This is a genomic window from Kitasatospora sp. NPDC028961 (genome assembly GCF_055564815.1).
The window spans coordinates 47,425-63,693 of sequence record NZ_JBVHVO010000031.1; the positions used below are offsets into that span (position 1 = coordinate 47,425).

The 16,269-nt window shown below is 74.2% G+C and carries 13 protein-coding genes; 5 read left to right on the top strand and 8 right to left on the bottom strand.

Annotated features, from left to right (window positions below; all coding sequences use genetic code 11):
• Nucleotides 1-34: 34 nt before the first annotated feature.
• The 7 genes from ACZ4UX_RS32400 to ACZ4UX_RS32430 form a co-directional block, all read right to left on the bottom strand.
• Complete coding sequence (locus ACZ4UX_RS32400) at nt 35-919, bottom strand: ribonuclease BN (protein WP_465709244.1); 885 nt, start codon at nt 917-919, stop codon at nt 35-37.
• Between the two features lie 76 nt (nt 920-995).
• Nucleotides 996-2,753 (bottom strand): glycoside hydrolase family 15 protein, encoded by a 1,758-nt coding sequence (locus ACZ4UX_RS32405; protein ID WP_465709245.1) that lies wholly within the window; start codon nt 2,751-2,753, stop codon nt 996-998.
• Nucleotides 2,754-2,792: 39 nt separating this feature from the next.
• Nucleotides 2,793-3,902, bottom strand: a complete 1,110-nt coding sequence (locus ACZ4UX_RS32410; protein ID WP_465709246.1) for an enolase C-terminal domain-like protein — start codon at nt 3,900-3,902, stop codon at nt 2,793-2,795.
• Complete coding sequence (locus tag ACZ4UX_RS32415; protein ID WP_465709247.1) at nt 3,899-5,617, bottom strand: GMC family oxidoreductase; 1,719 nt, start codon at nt 5,615-5,617, stop codon at nt 3,899-3,901. Before ACZ4UX_RS32415 ends, ACZ4UX_RS32410 begins: the two co-directional genes overlap by 4 nt.
• Nucleotides 5,614-6,369, bottom strand: a complete 756-nt coding sequence (locus ACZ4UX_RS32420) for a gluconate 2-dehydrogenase subunit 3 family protein (RefSeq protein ID WP_465709248.1) — start codon at nt 6,367-6,369, stop codon at nt 5,614-5,616. The genes ACZ4UX_RS32415 and ACZ4UX_RS32420 overlap by 4 nt, the downstream gene beginning before the upstream one ends.
• Before the next feature lie 2 nt (nt 6,370-6,371).
• Complete coding sequence (locus tag ACZ4UX_RS32425) at nt 6,372-6,830, bottom strand: hypothetical protein (RefSeq protein WP_380391563.1); 459 nt, start codon at nt 6,828-6,830, stop codon at nt 6,372-6,374.
• 5 nt (nt 6,831-6,835) lie between these two features.
• Nucleotides 6,836-8,623 (bottom strand): thiamine pyrophosphate-requiring protein, encoded by a 1,788-nt coding sequence (locus ACZ4UX_RS32430; RefSeq protein WP_465709249.1) that lies wholly within the window; start codon nt 8,621-8,623, stop codon nt 6,836-6,838.
• Nucleotides 8,624-8,966: 343 nt separating this feature from the next.
• Between ACZ4UX_RS32430 and ACZ4UX_RS32435 the strand changes: the two genes are divergently transcribed.
• The 4 genes from ACZ4UX_RS32435 (at nt 8,967) to ACZ4UX_RS32450 (ending at nt 14,762) form a co-directional block, all read left to right on the top strand.
• Nucleotides 8,967-9,476, top strand: a complete 510-nt coding sequence (locus ACZ4UX_RS32435) for a DUF6328 family protein (protein WP_465709250.1) — start codon at nt 8,967-8,969, stop codon at nt 9,474-9,476.
• Between the two features lie 132 nt (nt 9,477-9,608).
• Nucleotides 9,609-11,813, top strand: coding sequence for a catalase (locus tag ACZ4UX_RS32440; protein ID WP_465709251.1), 2,205 nt, complete (start codon nt 9,609-9,611; stop codon nt 11,811-11,813).
• A 165-nt stretch (nt 11,814-11,978) separates the two neighbouring features.
• Nucleotides 11,979-13,496, top strand: coding sequence for an MFS transporter (locus ACZ4UX_RS32445; RefSeq protein WP_465709252.1), 1,518 nt, complete (start codon nt 11,979-11,981; stop codon nt 13,494-13,496).
• Between the two features lie 267 nt (nt 13,497-13,763).
• Nucleotides 13,764-14,762, top strand: coding sequence for an ArsR/SmtB family transcription factor (locus tag ACZ4UX_RS32450; protein WP_465709253.1), 999 nt, complete (start codon nt 13,764-13,766; stop codon nt 14,760-14,762).
• A gap of 151 nt (nt 14,763-14,913) precedes the next feature.
• Here the strand turns inward: ACZ4UX_RS32450 and ACZ4UX_RS32455 are convergent, their stop codons facing one another.
• Nucleotides 14,914-15,414 carry an ATP-binding protein gene (locus ACZ4UX_RS32455; protein WP_465605933.1) on the bottom strand — a complete coding sequence of 167 codons (501 nt, stop codon included), beginning with the start codon at nt 15,412-15,414 and terminating at the stop codon, nt 14,914-14,916.
• A gap of 552 nt (nt 15,415-15,966) precedes the next feature.
• On the opposite strand from ACZ4UX_RS32455, the gene ACZ4UX_RS32460 reads away from it, so the two are divergent.
• Entirely contained in the window at nt 15,967-16,152 is a 186-nt protein-coding gene (locus ACZ4UX_RS32460; RefSeq protein ID WP_329485648.1) for a CsbD family protein, read from the top strand.
• Nucleotides 16,153-16,269: the final 117 nt, after the last annotated feature.

Here is a 16,269-nt window from a genome sequence, read left to right on the forward strand (position 1 = left end):
CGCCCCGGAACGGTCGCCGGTCGGCCGTCACCCGTCAGCGGTCCACCGGCACGGCGCCGTCGGACGACAGGCTCGCCCGTCTCCTCATGATCGCGTGGCCGGCGAGCGCCCCGCCGTAGATGGTGTAGCCCACGCCGATCAGCCAGGACTGCACCACCAGGACCGCGCCGACCGTCCCGTACGAGACCGCGTTGGAGACCAGCAGCGGGGCGAGGACCAGCCGGGAGAAGTACCGCAGCCCGGTCAGCGCGGCCATGGTGGCCAGCGCGCCGGGGAGCAGCCACAGCCAGGGGACGCGTGCGCCGAGCAGCAGGCGCTGCAGCCACCAGAACAGCAGGACGCCGCCGAGCACGGTGGCGGCCAGGCGCAGCGCGGGCTGGGCCGCGCTGCCCTGCCACGGGCTGCCGCTCCAGGCGGCGACGAGGATGTAGGCGGTCAGTCCGGCCAGGCCGAGGGCCTGGCGCCAGACGGCGTGCCAGGGGCCGCGTTCGAGCTGCCAGATGCGCTCGTAGACGGTCTGGACGGAGGCCATCAGGGAGATGCCGAAGACCGTCAGGGCGGCGAGGCCGAAGCCGGTGGTGGTGCTGAGGATCTGGCCGCGGGAGGCGAACAGGCCGCGGGTGGCCTGCGCGCCGCGGCCGGTCAGGCCCAGGCCGTCGGTGATCCACTGGCTGATTCCGCTGTTCCGGGTGGGCGGGGCCGCGGCGATCACGATCAGCAGCGGCACCAGCGTGACGAAGAACAGCGCGGCGAAGGCCATCGAGCGCTGCAGGAGTTCCACCGAGCGGCCCTGCTTCCAGACCTCCAGGGCGACCGAGGCGGCGCTGCGGCGCCCGGGCGCCACCGTCGCGCCCGACGTGCCCGCCGTGCCCGCCGTGCCCGGGGTCGCGTCCCGGTCCCGGTCCCGGTCCTCAGCCATGGTGGCCTCCACGCCGTCGTCCCCGTCCTCGCGCCTACCACGCGCGGGCCGTCGCAGACAGGGACGGCCACCGCAATCAGCGGGTGGGCCCGGCCAGGCGCACGGCGGCCTCCAGCATCAGGCCGTGGACGAAGGCCTGCGGCAGGTTGCCGCGGAGCTGGCGCTGGGCGATGTCGAACTCCTCCGCGAACAGGCCGGGCGGTCCGCAGGCCGCCCGGTTGCGCTCGAACCACCGGGCCGCCTCCACCGGGTCGCCCTGCTGGTGTTCGGCGAGCGCCATGACGAAGCCGCAGAGCAGGAACGCTCCCTCGGCGTCCTCCAGCGGCCGCTCGTCGTGGCGGAACCGGTAGGCGTAGTGGTCCCGGCAGAGTTCCGCCCGTACCGCGTCGAGCGTCGCGCGGGTGCGCGGGTCGTCCGGGGCGACGGCGCCGCGGATCGCGGGGAGCAGCAGGGCGGCGTCGACGCCGGGGTCGGTGGGGGTGCGCTGCCAGCGGCCGGTCGGGTGGGTGCCGGTGGCGGCCGTCCGCGCGGTGATCTCGTCCGCGAGCGCCTCCCAGCGGCCGGCGGTGGAGCGGTCGGCGGCGCCGGCGGTGGCGGCCGCCCGCAGCCCCGCGGCGGCGGTGAGGCGGCTGTGGGTCCAGTGGTCGTCGTGGAGTTCCCAGATCCCGGCGTCGGGCTCGGTGTGGCGGTGGGCGATGGCGTCGGCGGCGATCCGGGCGGCCTGGACGCCGTCGGTGTCCAGCCGGCCGTGGCGGGCGGCGGCGGCGAGGAGGAGCAGGCACTCGCCGAGGGCGTCGAGCTGGAACTGCCGGTTGACGTGGTTGCCCGCCACGTCGAAGCCGCCCGGGTAGCCCGGCAGGTCCAGGGTGCGCCGGTCCGGGATGGCGGCGCCGGTGGTGGTGTACGCGGGGGCGAGGTCGGGGCCGTGCTCGTGGAGGCGGGCCGTGGTGAAGCGGACCGAGTCGTCGAGCAGCGGGTGCGGACCGGCGGCGGCGACGGCCTGGCCGATGTAGCCCTGGTCGCGGATCCACACGTAGCGGTAGTCGTAGTTGCGCCCCTGCTCGGCGCGTTCGGGGAGGCTGGTGGTGGCGGCGGCCACGGTGCCGCCGTGGGCGCCGGTGAGGCCGCGCAGGACGGTGTAGGCGTGCCGGGCGTCGCGGGAGCCGAGCGCGTCGGGGAAGGTCGGGACCTGCTGCGCCCAGGCGGCCTCGGTGGACCGCCAGAGCCGGTCGGCGCTCGCGACCCGGCCGGGCGGCCGGTCCGAGAGCTCCAGTACGAGGTCGTGGTGCGCGCCGGCGGCCAGCTCCAGCCGGGTGTGGAGGGTGGGGCGGCCGCCGTCGTCGCGGGGCCGGGCCGCCGGTGCGCCGGTCCAGCGCAGGTGCAGGTCGCCGGCCCGGCCCGTCCAGCGCCCGGTCTCGTCGCGCCGCAGGTCACGGGCGGGCTGCTCGCCGAACGCGGCGGCGGCCTGCAGGGTCACGTCCACGGTGGCCGGCCCGTCGACGGCGAGGATCCGGCGCAGCACGACGGCCCGGTGCGGGTCGCCGGGGTGGGCGAGGGCTTCGCGGCACTCGACGATGCCGCCGGTGGTCACCCAGCGGCTGCGCCAGATCAGGGTGCCGCTCTCGTAGTAGCCGCCCCAGACGAAGGGGGCGGCGGGGGCGACGGAGTACCAGCCGGGGCCCCCGATCAGTGCGGAGAAGACGGCGTCGCTGTCCCAGCGCGGTGCGCACATCCAGACCAGGTCGCCCCTGGGACCCACCAGGGCGCCGCGTTCGCCGTCGGCCAGCAGGGCGTAGTCGCGCAGCGCGTGGGGCTGGGGGCGGTCGTCGGTCACGGGCTCGGCTCTCCTTCGGCGGGGTGGCGGGGTCGGTGCTCAGCCGGTGCGGTACTGCTCGGCGCGGTCGGCGCGCAGGGTGAGGCCGAGGCCCGGCGCGCCGTCCGCGCCGGGGCGCAGCGCCCCGCCGCGGGGGTCGAGGGCGCCGTCGAACAGCAGGTTCTCGATCCGGACGTGGTCGTGGAACCACTCCAGGTGGCGGAGGTTGGGGACGGCCGCGGCGGCGTGGGCGTGGACGTGCGGCGCGCAGTGGCCGGAGAGCTGGAGGCCGTGCGCCTCGGCGAGGGCCGCCGCCCGCAGCCAGACGGTGAGGCCGCCGCAGCGGGTGGCGTCGGCCTGCAGGCAGTCCACCGCCGGGATCATCCGGGCGAAGTAGGGCAGGTCGTAGCCGTACTCCCCCGCGGCGACGTCGGCGGTGAGGGCGTCGCGGACCAGCGCCAGCCCGGACAGGTCGTCCGAGGAGACCGGTTCCTCGAACCAGCTCACCCCCAGCCCGGCGAGGGTGCGGCCGATCCGTACGGCCTGCTTGCGGGTGTAGGCGCCGTTGGCGTCCACGTACAGTTCGGCGGCGTCGCCGATGACCTCCCGGGCCCGCTCGACGCGGTGCAGGTCGCGCTGTTCGCGGGTGCCGCGGGACTCGCCGATCTTGATCTTGACCCGGGGGACGGCCTGCCGGTCCGCCCAGTCGCGCAGCTGGTCGGCCAGCCGCGCGTCGTCGTAGGTGGTGAAGCCGCCGCTGCCGTAGACCGGCACCTCGGTGCGGGCGGCGCCGAGCAGGCGGACCAGCGGCAGTCCGAGCAGCCGGGCCTTGAGGTCCCACAGGGCGATGTCCACCGCGGAGATCGCGCCGGCGACCAGGCCGGGGCGGCCGGCGTTGCGCACCGCCCGGGTCATCGCCTCGTTGCGGGCGGGGACGTCGAGGACGGACCGCCCGGTGACCACCCCGGCCAGTTCGTCCCTGATCACGTCGGCGGTGGCGGCGGCGCCGTACGTCCAGCCGGTGCCGGTGGTGCCCCCGGCGTGCGCGTGCACGAGGACCATGGTGGTGGATTCCCAGGCGAGGGTGCCGTCGCCCTCGGGCGCGTCGGTGGGCACGGTCAGCACCTGGACGTCGATCCGCTCCAGCGGCGGTCCGTCGGGGTCGGTCATCGGGCGCTCCTCCCGGCGGGTGCGCGCAGCCCGGACCGGGCTCCGGCGGCCAGCCGCCCGGCGGCGCGGTCGACGAGGGCCATGATGGTCAGCGCCGGGTTGGCGGAGCCCTGGGTGGGCAGCACGCTGCCGTCGGTGATCAGCAGGTTGGGGATCGCGAAGCTCCGCAGGTCGGCGTCGACGACGCCGTGTTCGGCGTCCCCGGCCATCCGGCAGCCGCCGACCAGGTGGGCGTAGCGCTCGATGGTGATGACCTCGGTGGCGCCGGCCGCCCGCAGGATCTCCTCCATGGTCGACCGGGCGGCCTTGATCACCTCCCGGTCGTTGTCGCACTGGGTGTAGGAGAAGTCGGCCACCGGCAGGCCGTGGCGGTCCTTCTCGGTGGCGAGGGTGACGCGGTTGTCGGGCTGCGGGAGGAGTTCGCACAGGGCGCCGAGGGTGGCCCAGTGGATGTAGTCCTGGAGGTAGCGGCGCAGGTCGTGCCCCCAGTGGCCCTGGGCCGCCACGTGCTCGGCCCAGGTGATCGGCAGCGGGGAGACGGTCTGGACGGCGAAGCCCCGCTTGTAGGGGCGGCCGGGGTCGGTCTCGTAGAAGGCCTCGGAGGAGACCTCCGGCGGGGGCGCCTTGTACGCGCGGATCTCCTCCGCGAAGCGCCCGGCGGTCTGCGGGGCGCCCTGCACCATGACGTAGCGGCCGACCAGGTCGTGGTCGTTGCAGAGCCCCTCGGGGAAGCGCCGGTTCGCGGAGTTGAGCAGCAGCCGCGGGGTCTCGATCGCGTACCCGGCGACGGCCACCGTCCGGGCGCGCTGCAGGTGTTCGCGCCCCCGGCGCAGATAGCGGACCCCGGTGGCGCGGCTGCCGTCGGCGTCGGTCTCGATCGCGGTGACCATGGCGTCGGTGCGGATCTCGGCGCCGTGCGCGAGGGCGTCGGGGACGTGGGTGACGAAGGCGGAACCCTTGGCGTTGACCTTGCAGCCCTGGAGGCAGAAGCCCCGGTAGACGCAGTGCGGGCGGTTGCCGAACCGGCCGTTGGTGATGGCGACCGGGCCCACCCGGGCCTCGATCCCGGCGGCGGCCGCGCCGCGCAGGAAGATCTCGCCGTTGCCGCCCACCGGGTGCGGGGCGTGCGGGTAGGCGTGCGGGTCGCCCCACGGCCAGTACTGCCCGGCGACGGGGAGTTCCTGCTCGATCCGCTCGTAGGACGGGCGCAGGTCCTCGTAGCGGATCGGCCAGTCGGCGCCGACGCCGTCGTCGGTGAGCGTGGAGAAGTCGCTGGGGTGCAGGCGGGGTACGAATCCGGCGAAGTGCACGGTCGAACCGCCGACGCCGCGACCGGAGTTGTTGGAACCCATGGGGACCGGGTCCTGCCCGGAGATCACCCGCGGCTCCGTCCAGTAGAGGTGGTGGGAGCCGGCCTCGTCGCTGACCCACTCGGTGTCCGGATCCCAGAACGGCCCGGCCTCCAGGCAGACCACGGACCACCCCGCGTGCGCCATCCGCTGGGCGAGGGTGGCGCCGCCGGCGCCGCAGCCGACGATGACCAGGTCCACCTCGTCCGTGTCGTCGAAGCGGCGCATGTTCTCGATCAGCGCGTGGTCGAACCGGCTTCCGTCGTCCGGCAGCAGCCAGGCGGAGGCGTTGCGGTCCCGGATCTCCTGCTGCGATCCGGCCGTGAGGGCCAGCGTGGACCGTACCGCTTCCAGACGTCGGCTCACGTCCTGTCCTTTCGGTCGGCGGGGCTGTCGTCGGCGGTGTTGTGGGCGTGGGGGCCGTGATCGGCGGGGCCGTCGTCGGCGCCGCCTCCCCCGGGAGCGGGTCCGGCCGGGTCGGCGGGGTCCGCGTCCGGGTGCTCCCAGCGTTCGCGCGCCCCCACGCCGAGGCGGGCGTAGCCGCGCGGGTAGGCCGGCCCGCCGAAGCCGATCTCGTTCCACGACCACGGGTGGGCGTAGAAGGCGGTGCAGGCGTACCTGGTCCACAGGCTCCACACATGGGCCGCGGGCATGCCGTGCCAGGGCTTGCCGCGCAGGTCCTGGACGGCCTGGACGAGGGTGCGCTGCCGGTCGGGGTCGAGCGCCGCGAACGGCGCGCCGTACCGGTCGGCGGCGTCCTCGTCGAGGGCCCGCAGCGAGGCCCGCCAGGCCTCCCCGTCCTCGGGCATGTCCCGGTACCGCCAGCCGTCCGTCCGGGCCTCGGCGAGGCGGGCGTCGATCATCTGGAGGACCGGCACCTTCGGGCGCTCCGGCGGGCCGTCCTGAGCGAGCAGCCGGTCCAGCAGGGCGGCCGCGCAGGCCTCCTCCGTCGGGGTGAAGTACCGCAGGTCGGGCTGGAGTTGGAGGCGCTGATGGACGGTGGCGGCGGTCGCCGGATCCCAGGCGTCGGACTGGTCCAGGACGTCGAAGCCGGGGAAGCGCCGGCCCGCCTCGCCGGAGGGGACGGTCCGGCGGGCGGGCCGGCGGCGCGCGGGCACGGTCACCGCTCCCGGCGCAGGACGGCGGCGAGCAGGCCCATTCCCCCGACCATCGTCACCAGGAGGGGTGCGAACAGCGGCGGTCCCATCTCGACGTTGTAGCGGGCCATCGCCCAGCCCCCGGGTTTGCGGGCGACGCCCCGCGCGTGCAGGTAGGTGCCCTGGAGGCCGTTGGCCACCACGGCCGCCGACATCACGGGCAGCACGGTGTGCGCGGCGCGCTCGCTGGCGAATCCCGCCACCCCCGCCGCGGCGGCCAGCGGCCCCAGCACGACCGGCCACCACATCACGCGGTTGCCGAAGCTCGCGCGGTCGTGCTCCAGGTAGATCTCGGCGGCCGTCACCAGGGCGCCGCCCGACATCAGCAGGGACAGGGACCGCTCGAAGCGGCCGTGGCGTACGTCGTGCACCGCGCGGGGCACGAGCCCGGGCAGGTGCCGTGCGGCCGGGGCCTCGGTCATCGCGCTCACTCCTTGCCGCTACCGGGCAGGAACTCCTGGATCTTCGCCTTGAGGCCCTGCTTGACCATGGACCCGCGGTCGCTGTCACCCTTGAGGACCGCCGAGGCGGCGGCGGTGATCTGGTCGAGCGAGGCGTGCGGCGGGATCGGCGGCACGGCCGGGTCGGTACGGAAGTCGATGACGTACGGCCGCTCCGAGGCGAGCGCCTGGCGCCACACCGGCTCGACGTCCTCGGGCTTCTCCACCCGGGTGCCGTAGAGGCCGAGCTGGACGGCGAAGTCGGCGTACCGCACGTCCGGCAGGTGCTGGGAGGCCTCGAACTGCGGGGCCCCCTGCATGGCCCGCATCTCCCAGGTGACCTGGTTGAGGTCCTGGTTGTTGAGGACCGCGACGATCAGCCGCGGGTCCGACCACTGCTGGTAGTACTTCGCGACGGTGATCAGTTCGGCGAGGCCGTTCATCTGCATCGCGCCGTCCCCGACGATGGCGATGGCGGGGCGGTCCGGGTGGGCGAACTTCGCCCCGATCAGGTAGGGGACCCCGGGGCCCATGGTGGCGAGGGTGCCCGACAGGGAGCCGCGCATCGTCCCGCGCATCCGCAGGTGGCGGGCGTACCAGTTGGCGGCGGACCCGGAGTCCGCGGCGATCATGGCGTTCTCCGGCAGCAGGGCGTCGAGGGCGTGCACGACGTGCTCGGGGTTGAGCGGGTCGGCGGAGACGGCGGCGCGCCGCTCCATGACCTCCCACCAGCGGGCGGTGTTCTCCTCGACCGTCTCCCGCCAGGACCGGTCCGTCTTCTGGTCCAGCAGGGGGATGAGCCGCTTGAGGGTCTCCGTCGCGTCCCCCACCACGTTCAGCTCGAACGGGTAGCGCAGGCCCACCATCGACGGGTCGACGTCGATCTGCACGGCCCTGGCCCTGCCGAACTCGGGGAGGAACTGGGTGTACGGGAAGCTGGAGCCGATCACCAGCAGGGTGTCGCAGTCGCGCATCAGCTCGTAGGACGGCCGCGTCCCCAGCAGGCCGATCGAGCCGGTCACGTAGGGCAGTGTGTCCGGCAGCACGTCCTTGCCGAGGAGCGCCTTCGCCACCCCGGCGCCGAGGATCCCGGCGACCTGCTCGACCTCGGCGCGCGCCCGCCGGGCACCCTGGCCGACCAGGACGGCCACCTTCTCGCCGGCGTTGAGGATCTCGGCGCAGCGGGCGAGGTCCGCGTCCGACGGCACCGGGGCGTACCGGCCGACGCCGAGGCTGGAGGGCACCATCTTGAAGGCGTGGGCCGGCGGCTCGTAGTCGAGCTCCTGGACGTCGGCCGGGACGATCACGGCGGTGACGGTGCGGCTGGTGGCGGCGATGCGCATCGCCCGGTCCAGCACGTTGGGCAGCTGTTCGGGGACGGTGACCATCTCGCAGTAGGCGGAGGCGACGTCCTTGTAGAGCGAGAGGAGGTCGACCTCCTGCTGGTAGGAGCCGCCCATCGCGCTGCGGTCGGTCTGGCCCACGATCGCGACGACCGGGACGTGGTCGAGCTTGGCGTCGTAGAGGCCGTTCAGCAGGTGGATCGCGCCCGGGCCGGAGGTCGCGGCGCACACGCCCGTCCGGCCGGAGAACTTGGCGTAGCCGACGGCCTCGAAGGCGGCCATCTCCTCGTGCCGCGCCTGCACGAACTGCGGCTTGTCGTCGGCCCTGCCCCAGGCGGCGAGCAGGCCGTTGATGCCGTCACCGGGATAGGCGAAGACGTGCTCGACGTCCCACTGCCGCAAACGTTCGAGGATGTAGTCCGAGACCTTCATCTGTTGGGCTCCGTTCGCAGCTCGACTCGCCGGCGGGGGGACCGGGAGAAACTCCCCGCGCTCTCGTCTGACCCGTCGGGGCCGGCCGAAACCCGGCCGGTGGAGGCCGCGGCCGCGGCGCCCGGACGCAGTCGCTCCTGGCCTGTGAGCGCCGACCGGCGGGTTTCCGCCGCCCGCCCGGGCCGGGCCGCCGCTCCCGGTGGCGCCCCCGCGTGGCCGTCGCCAGACTGGGCAGACGGGTGCGGCGCCGGTCCCGCCGAGGGCACACCGGCCGCCGATACCCGTTCGCCGCGCTGCGCCGCCCCGTCGGCGCCCGGCCCCGACCGCCGCAGGGGACCCGCCGATGACCGCAGACCACGACCGACCGGCCCGGGGGCGTGACGAGACTCCGGAAGAGCGTGCCGACCGCCTGTGGAACGAGATGCTGCAGGAGGTGCGGGTCTGCCAGACGGGCGCCCAGATCCTCTTCGGCTTCCTCCTCGCCACCGCCTTCACCCCCCGCTTCGCGACACTGCCGGACTTCGACAAGCACCTCTACGTGGCCACCGTCCTGCTCGGCGCCTTCGCCACCGGCACGCTCATCGCCCCCGTGGCGTTCCACCGCTTCATGTCCGGCCACGGCATGAAGCCCGAGCTCATCCACGTCGCCGGGCGGCTCATCGGCCTCGGCCTGGTGCTGCTCGCCCTCACCATCTCGGCCGCGCTGCTGCTGCTCCTGCGCACCGCCACCGACAGTTCACCGGCGGCCTGGGTGCTCAGCGGCGCGGCGCTGGCGTGGTTCTGCGTCTGCTGGCTCGTCCTCCCCCGTTCGGTGCTGCGCCGTCACGCCCACCAGAGGGACCGGGACCGCTGAGCCCCCGCCGGGCCGGGGCCCGGGCGCGCGCCGCCCGGTTTGCGCTCCCGTCCATCGGGCAGCCGCACCGCCGACCCAGGCCGGGCGCCCGGAGAGCGGCGGTCCGGCCCCTTCCAGGACGGAGAGCGTGCCATGACGATCAACCCCGGACCTCCCGAGCACCGCCCCCACGCGCCCCTCGTCACCGGCACCCCGAATCCGGGGCCGCCCGTGGAGCACGGGCGCGATGCCAAGGACGCCGCGCTGGACGCCGCCCGGGCTCCTGACCCGAACGGAGCGCTGACCACCGACCAGGGCGTGCGGGTCGACGACACCGACAACTCGCTGACGGTCGGCGATCGCGGGCCCACCCTGCTGGAGGACTTCCAGCTGCGGGAGAAGCTCACCCACTTCGACCACGAGCGGATCCCCGAGCGGGTGGTGCACGCCCGCGGGGCGGGCGCCTACGGATTCTTCGAACCCTACGCATCGCTCGCCGAGTTCACCTGCGCCGACTTCCTCCAGGAGGCCGGCCGGCGCACTCCGGTCTTCGTCCGGTTCTCGACCGTCCAGGGCCCGCGCGGCTCCGCCGACACCGTGCGCGACGTCCGCGGCTTCGCCACCAAGTTCTACACCCGCCACGGCAACTACGACCTGGTCGGCAACAACATGCCGGTGTTCTTCATCCAGGACGCCGCCAAGTTCCCCGACTTCGTGCACGCCGTGAAGCCGGAGGCCCCGAACGAGATCCCCACCGGCGCCTCCGCCCACGACACCTTCTGGGACTTCTGTTCGCTCCAGCCCGAGTCCACCCACATGCTCATGTGGGCGATGTCCGACCGGGCCATCCCCCGCAGCTACCGGATGATGCAGGGCTTCGGCGTCCACACCTTCCGCCTGGTGAACGCCGACGGTCGTGGGACCTTCGTGAAGTTCCACTGGCGGCCGCTGCTCGGAACGCACTCCCAGGTCTGGGACGAGGCCCAGCTCACCGCCGGACGCGACCCGGACTTCCACCGCCGCGACCTGTGGGAGGCGATCGCGGACGGCGACTTCCCGGAGTACGAGCTCGGCGTCCAACTGATACCGGAGCAGGACGAGTTCGCGTTCCCCTTCGATCTGCTCGATCCGACGAAGCTGGTGCCGGAGGAGCTCGTGCCGGTCCGGCCGGTCGGGCGGATGGTCCTGAACCGCAATCCGGAGAACTTCTTCGCCGAGACCGAGCAGGTCGCCTTCCACACCGCCAACATCGTCCCCGGTATCGACTTCACCAACGACCCGCTGCTCCAGGGCCGCAACTTCTCCTACCTCGACACCCAGCTCATCCGGCTGGGCGGCCCCAACTTCTCGCAGCTGCCGGTCAACCGGCCGCTGGCCGACGTCCGGGTCAACCACCGCGACGGCCACGGCCAGCAGACCATCCACCCGGGTCACGGTTACTCGCCCAACTCCGTGGGAGGCGGCTGCCCGTTCACCATGGGCGGCGGCCGGCTGCCGGAGGGGGTCTTCCAGCACTACCAGGAGCGGGTCGACGGCCGGACGATCCGGCGGCGCAGCCCCAGCTTCGCCGACCACTACAGCCAGGCCACCCTGTTCTGGCGCAGCATGACCGGCTGGGAGCAGGAACACATCACCGCCGCCTTCGCGTTCGAGCTGGGCAAGGTGGTCGAAGAGGAGGTGCGGCGGCGCACCGTCGGCAACCTCGTGCACGTCGACCCCGTCCTGGCCGCGGAGGTCGCCCGGCGGATCGGCGTGCCCGAGCCGGAGCCGGCGGAGCTGGACGCGCCGGCGCAGGAGGACGCCGGCGCGGCCGGGCCGCTGGTCTCCCCCGCGCTGAGCCTGGAGCACCTGCGCGGCTCCGGCATCCGCACCCGCAAGGTCGCCGTGCTGGTCGGCCCCGGCGCGGACGCCGACCAGGTGCGGGCCGCGCACGAGCACCTGGGTGCCCGCGGCGCCACGGTGGAGACCCTCGCCGCACACGGCGGCGAACTGCCCGCGCGGGACGGCGGCCGCCTCGTGGTGGACCGCCCGCTGCCCACCACCGCGTCCGTCCTCTACGACGCCGTGGTGGTACCGGACGGCACCGGCGTCCTCTACGACGCCGTGATCGTGCCGGGCGGCACCGGCACCGACCTCACCGCCGATCCGGACGCCGTACGGTTCGTCACCGAGGCGCTGCGGCACGGCAAGCCGGTGGCGGTCCTCGGATCGGGCGCCGGGCTCGTCCGCGCGGCCGGGGCCGGCGATCCGACCGACCTGGCCGGGGTCGCCGTCCGCGGCCCCGGGGAGCGGGCCGACGAGGACTTCTGGGACGGCTTCGCCCGCCTGCTGGAGCGGCACCGCTTCCCGGAGCGCTGACCGCCCGGCCCCGACACGCCGTTGGCGGCTCCGTCGAGGGGCCGCCAACGGCGTGTCGGGGCCCGGGAGTACGGCCGGGTCCGGCGGACGCGGGTCGGCCCGTGTGATCGCCGGAGAGCCGGGCAGACGCGGGGGCGTCCCGTTCCGGCGTAGGAGGAGAGTGTCATGGCCGACTCGGTGAAGGCGTCCGCGAAGAGGTCGCAACAGCCACCGCAGACCGGGGACTCCCCCGGTGACGAGGTCATCGAGACGGACGTGCCGGCCAGACTCGACCGGCTGCCGTGGTCCCGCTGGCACTGGCGGATCGTGATCGGCCTGGGGACCGTCTGGATCCTCGACGGTCTGGAGGTCACGATCGTCGGCAACATGGCGGCCCGGCTCGCCGAGCAGGGCAGCGGCATCAGCATCTCGACGACCCAGGTGACCACCGTCGCGGCCGCCGTGTACGTGGCGGGTGCGTGCAGCGGCGCCCTGTTCTTCGGCTGGCTGACGGACCGGCTGGGGCGCAAGAAGCTCTTCATGCTCACCTTGGCCGTCTACCTGGTGGCCACCGCCGTCACGGCGTTCTCCTGGAGCGCCTGGTTCTTCTTCCTCTGCCGCTTCTTCACCGGCTTCGGCATCGGCGGCGAGTACGCGGCGATCAACTCCGCGATCGACGAACTGATCCCGGCCCGGGTGCGCGGCCGGATCGACCTGATCATCAACGGCAGCTTCTGGATCGGCGCGGCGCTCGGCGCCTTCGCCTCGATCGCGCTGTTGAACACCGCGCTGTTCGCCACCGACGTCGGGTGGCGGCTCGCCTTCGCCATCGGCGTGGTGCTGGGCCTGGTGATCCTGCTGGTGCGCCGGCACGTCCCGGAGAGCCCGCGCTGGCTGTTCACCCACGGGCGCGCCGCGGAGGCGGAGGAGGTGGTGGCCGAGGCCGAACGGATCGTGGAGGAGGAGACCGGCCGCGCCCTGCCGCCGGTCGAGGGGGACCCGATCCGCATCCGCGAGCGCGGACCGCTCGGCTTCATCACGATCGCCCGTACGGTGGTGGGCAGTTACCCGCGCCGCACGGTGCTGGGCCTCGCGCTCTTCATCGGCCAGGCCTTCCTCTACAACTCGGTGACGTTCGGCTACGCGGTCATCCTCACCAAGTACTTCGAGGTGCCGGAGGGCGACACCGGCTACTACTTCGCGGTGATCGCGGTCGGCAACTTCCTCGGCCCGCTGCTGCTCGGCCACTTCTTCGACTCGGTCGGCCGCAAACCGATGATCGCCGGCACCTACATCGGCTCCGGCCTGCTGCTGTTCGGCACCGCCGCCCTCTTCCAACAGGGCTCGCTCTCCGCGGTCAGCATGACGGCCTGCTGGACGGCGGTGCTCTTCCTGGCCTCCGCCGGGGCGAGCTCGGCCTACCTGACCGTCAGCGAGATCTTCCCGCTGGAGACCCGGGCGATGTGCATCGCCTTCTTCTACGCCGTCGGCACGGCGGTGGGCGGCATCAGCGGGCCGCTGCTGTTCAACGGGCTGGTGAGCAGCGGCAAGGTGTCCGACACGACCCTCGCGTTCTGCATCGGCGCCGCCCTGATGACCGCCGCCGGGCTGGTCGAGGCCGCGATCGGGGTCCGGGCCGAAGGGCGCAGCCTGGAGTCGCTGGCCGCGCCGCTCAGCACCGTCGGCGCGGCGAAGAGCACCTAGGGGCGGGCGGGTCGTCAGATCGCGGCCGTCTTGGCCGTCGTGACCGCTCCGCCGGGCGACACCGGGCGCTCGGTTCGGCGAACGCCCGGTCGAGGATCGTGCTCCGGCCCCCACTCCCCTCGTGGTGGGGGCCGGAGCGGGCCTCAGTCGCGCCGACGAGAGAGAGCATGCCAATGGGGGCGGCCGGACGGCCATGCATTAGCCTCTGAGCCTAATAGTCAACAACGCGGCAGGTCAGGATGGCTGCGGGGAGCCGGAGGAAGGTTCGTGATCGCACTGAGGTTCGGGGTCGCGGACCTCGCGAGGACCCGGTTCGTCATATCCCCGCTCGACCATCTGCTGGCCGGTTCGGCCCGGATGGGCGTTCACCAGGGCAACGGGTCGCGCAGCGAACGCTGGTGGCGGGACGCCCGCCGCCACGTGCCCCACCGGGCCGTGCGCTTCCTCGAAGTGGTCAACGCGAGCCCGATCGGCATCCCCGACTTCATGGTGGCGGACCTCGACGCCGTCCGCCGCCAGCTGACCGACGAGCTCGACGCGCTCCTCTCCGTCCCGCAGCAGACCGTGGAGGAGGGTGTCGCGATCTTCGGCGACCGCCTGGGACTCCCGGCCGCCCTGGCCCGGTTGCGCGACGACGGCAGCCGGGGCCTGCGCGAGGTCAGCGACGGCGCCTGGGCGCTGTTCCAGGCCTGCCTCGCCCCGGACTGGCCCGACATCCGCCGTGCCCTGGAGGCCGACATCGCCGTCCGGGCCCGCACCGCCGCCCGCTCCGGGATCGGCGAAATGCTCGGCACGCTCCACCCGAAGGCCGTCTGGCGGGACGAAGGGGTGCTGGAGTGCACCCTCGGCGAGCTGGAGGGTTCCTTCGAACTCGGCGGCCGGGGCCTGGAACTGCGGCCCAACTACTTCGTCCAGCGGAGCATCAGCCTGCTGGCCGAGCCGGACCGCCAGAGCCTGCTGCTGCACCCGATCGCCGCCCCGGCCGCCGAGCCCGCGGCCCGGACCCCGGCCGCCGACGGCCTCGCCGCCGTGCTCGGCCCCGCCCGGGCCCGCGTCCTGCGCGCCATCGCCGGCAGCGCCTGCTCCACCACCGAGCTCGCCCAGCGGCTCGGCGTCACCCCGCCCTCCGCCTCCGCCCATGCCACGGCCCTGCGGGCGGCCGGCCTGATCGCCACCCAGCGCGAGGGCAAGCAGGTCCGCCACGCCCTCACCGACGTCGGCCACGACCTCCTCCTCGACAACCCGCCGCCCCCGCCGCAGGCCTGAGCACCGGTCGGTGTCCGCACCAGGTCCCGACTGGAACCTCCGCGACGCATCCACGGGGCGGTCACGGCACCCGCCTGCCGCGTGATCGCCTACCGGCGGGTGCAGGCCCGGAGCACGCGGCGCTGCCACCACACAGCCGTCCCCGCCCGGGTCAGCCGCCGCGGACGCGCTGGCCGAGCGGGGAGGGCACTTCGAGCCAGACCAGCTTCCCGCGGCCCGCGGGCAGCGAACCCCAGGCCCTCGCGAGCCGGCCCACGATGCGCAGGCCGTGCCCCCCGGGCCGCCCCGGGACGATGGCCGGCCGGACCCGCGGCGGAACCGGGCTGGCGTCCACGACCTCGACCCGCAGCCGCTCGCCGTTCCAGCTCAGCCGCAGCTCCCGAGGGCCGCCCGGGGCGTGCAGACAGGCGTTGGTGACGAGTTCCGAGACCATCAACAGGACGTCCTCGGTCACCGCACGCTGCTCCTCGTCGTCGGCGGGCAGCCAGTGCCACTCCTCCAGGATCCGACGGCTGAACTCGCGGCAGCGCCGCACCGCGCCCTCGCCGCCGTCGAGCAGGAGACGCTCGGAGTACTCGGGTGCGGGCCCCCGGCCGGGGGGTATCGGAACGCCGGACCGGTCGGGAACGGGGCCACTCGGGGAGCGGTTCATCCCGACCTCCCCGGGGAGTCGCGGAGGCCCGGGGCGGGCGGCCCGGCGGCGATCCGCCCGGTGCCGTCGGCCGTCGTGCGGCCGACGCCGTCCACCCGGCCGTGACCGGGGGCGGCGTGCCGGACCCGCTCCCCCGCCCCTCGGGTGGGCTGCTCGGCTGGCCTCCGCATGGCTGGCTCCCGGTCGGGTCCGGACGGCGGCGGGCCGTCCCGACCATCATGGCGCGTGGCACGGGCGAGCGCGCGGACGCCGGTCGACGACCGGTCGTCGGGAACCGGCCGAACCGACGCCCCGGGGGCGGCGGGCCCCCTTCTCACCTGCGCCTCGGGCATGGTTCGCGCCTGCCCGGCTCCGGCCCGGTCACACCTGCCGGGCGTCGCGACACTCCCGCCCGCGACGAATCCGGCACCACCGGGCCCGCGACGGACCCTTCGGCACCGGGTTCCGCGACGAACCCGGCACCACCGGGTGTGGAACCGGGCGAACCGGGCAGACGCCGGTCGGGGCGAGCGTCGCCCGAGTCCACGAGAGAGCCGGACTCCACGAGAGGGAGTGAGCGACACGATGGGTGCCGACGACAAGCTGCGCAACGCCGGTGAGAAGGTCGAGGGCAAGATCAAGGAGGCCGCCGGCAAGGCGACCGGTGACCGCACCATCGAGGCGAAGGGCCGGGGCGAGCAGGCCAAGAGCGACCTGAAGCAGGCCGTGGAGAAGGTCAAGGACGCCGGGAAGCACTGACCCGGACCCACCCGGCCCGGGGGGAAGACCCGATCGGCTTTTAGGGGACACTCGGTGTTGGTGTGGTTTCCTGAGATGGAAACCTCCGGACGGGGGGGGCCCCCCCGGAGAGGATGT

Coding starts and splice junctions, on each gene's coding strand:
- ACZ4UX_RS32455 (WP_465605933.1), bottom strand. CDS start 15,414: ATGAACCGCTCCCCGAGTGGCCCCGTTCCCGACCGGTCCGGCGTTCCG.
- ACZ4UX_RS32410 (WP_465709246.1), bottom strand. CDS start 3,902: ATGACCGACCCCGACGGACCGCCGCTGGAGCGGATCGACGTCCAGGTG.
- ACZ4UX_RS32440 (WP_465709251.1), top strand. CDS start 9,609: ATGACGATCAACCCCGGACCTCCCGAGCACCGCCCCCACGCGCCCCTC.
- ACZ4UX_RS32445 (WP_465709252.1), top strand. CDS start 11,979: ATGGCCGACTCGGTGAAGGCGTCCGCGAAGAGGTCGCAACAGCCACCG.
- ACZ4UX_RS32430 (WP_465709249.1), bottom strand. CDS start 8,623: ATGAAGGTCTCGGACTACATCCTCGAACGTTTGCGGCAGTGGGACGTC.
- ACZ4UX_RS32425 (WP_380391563.1), bottom strand. CDS start 6,830: ATGACCGAGGCCCCGGCCGCACGGCACCTGCCCGGGCTCGTGCCCCGC.
- ACZ4UX_RS32400 (WP_465709244.1), bottom strand. CDS start 919: ATGGCTGAGGACCGGGACCGGGACCGGGACGCGACCCCGGGCACGGCG.
- ACZ4UX_RS32435 (WP_465709250.1), top strand. CDS start 8,967: ATGACCGCAGACCACGACCGACCGGCCCGGGGGCGTGACGAGACTCCG.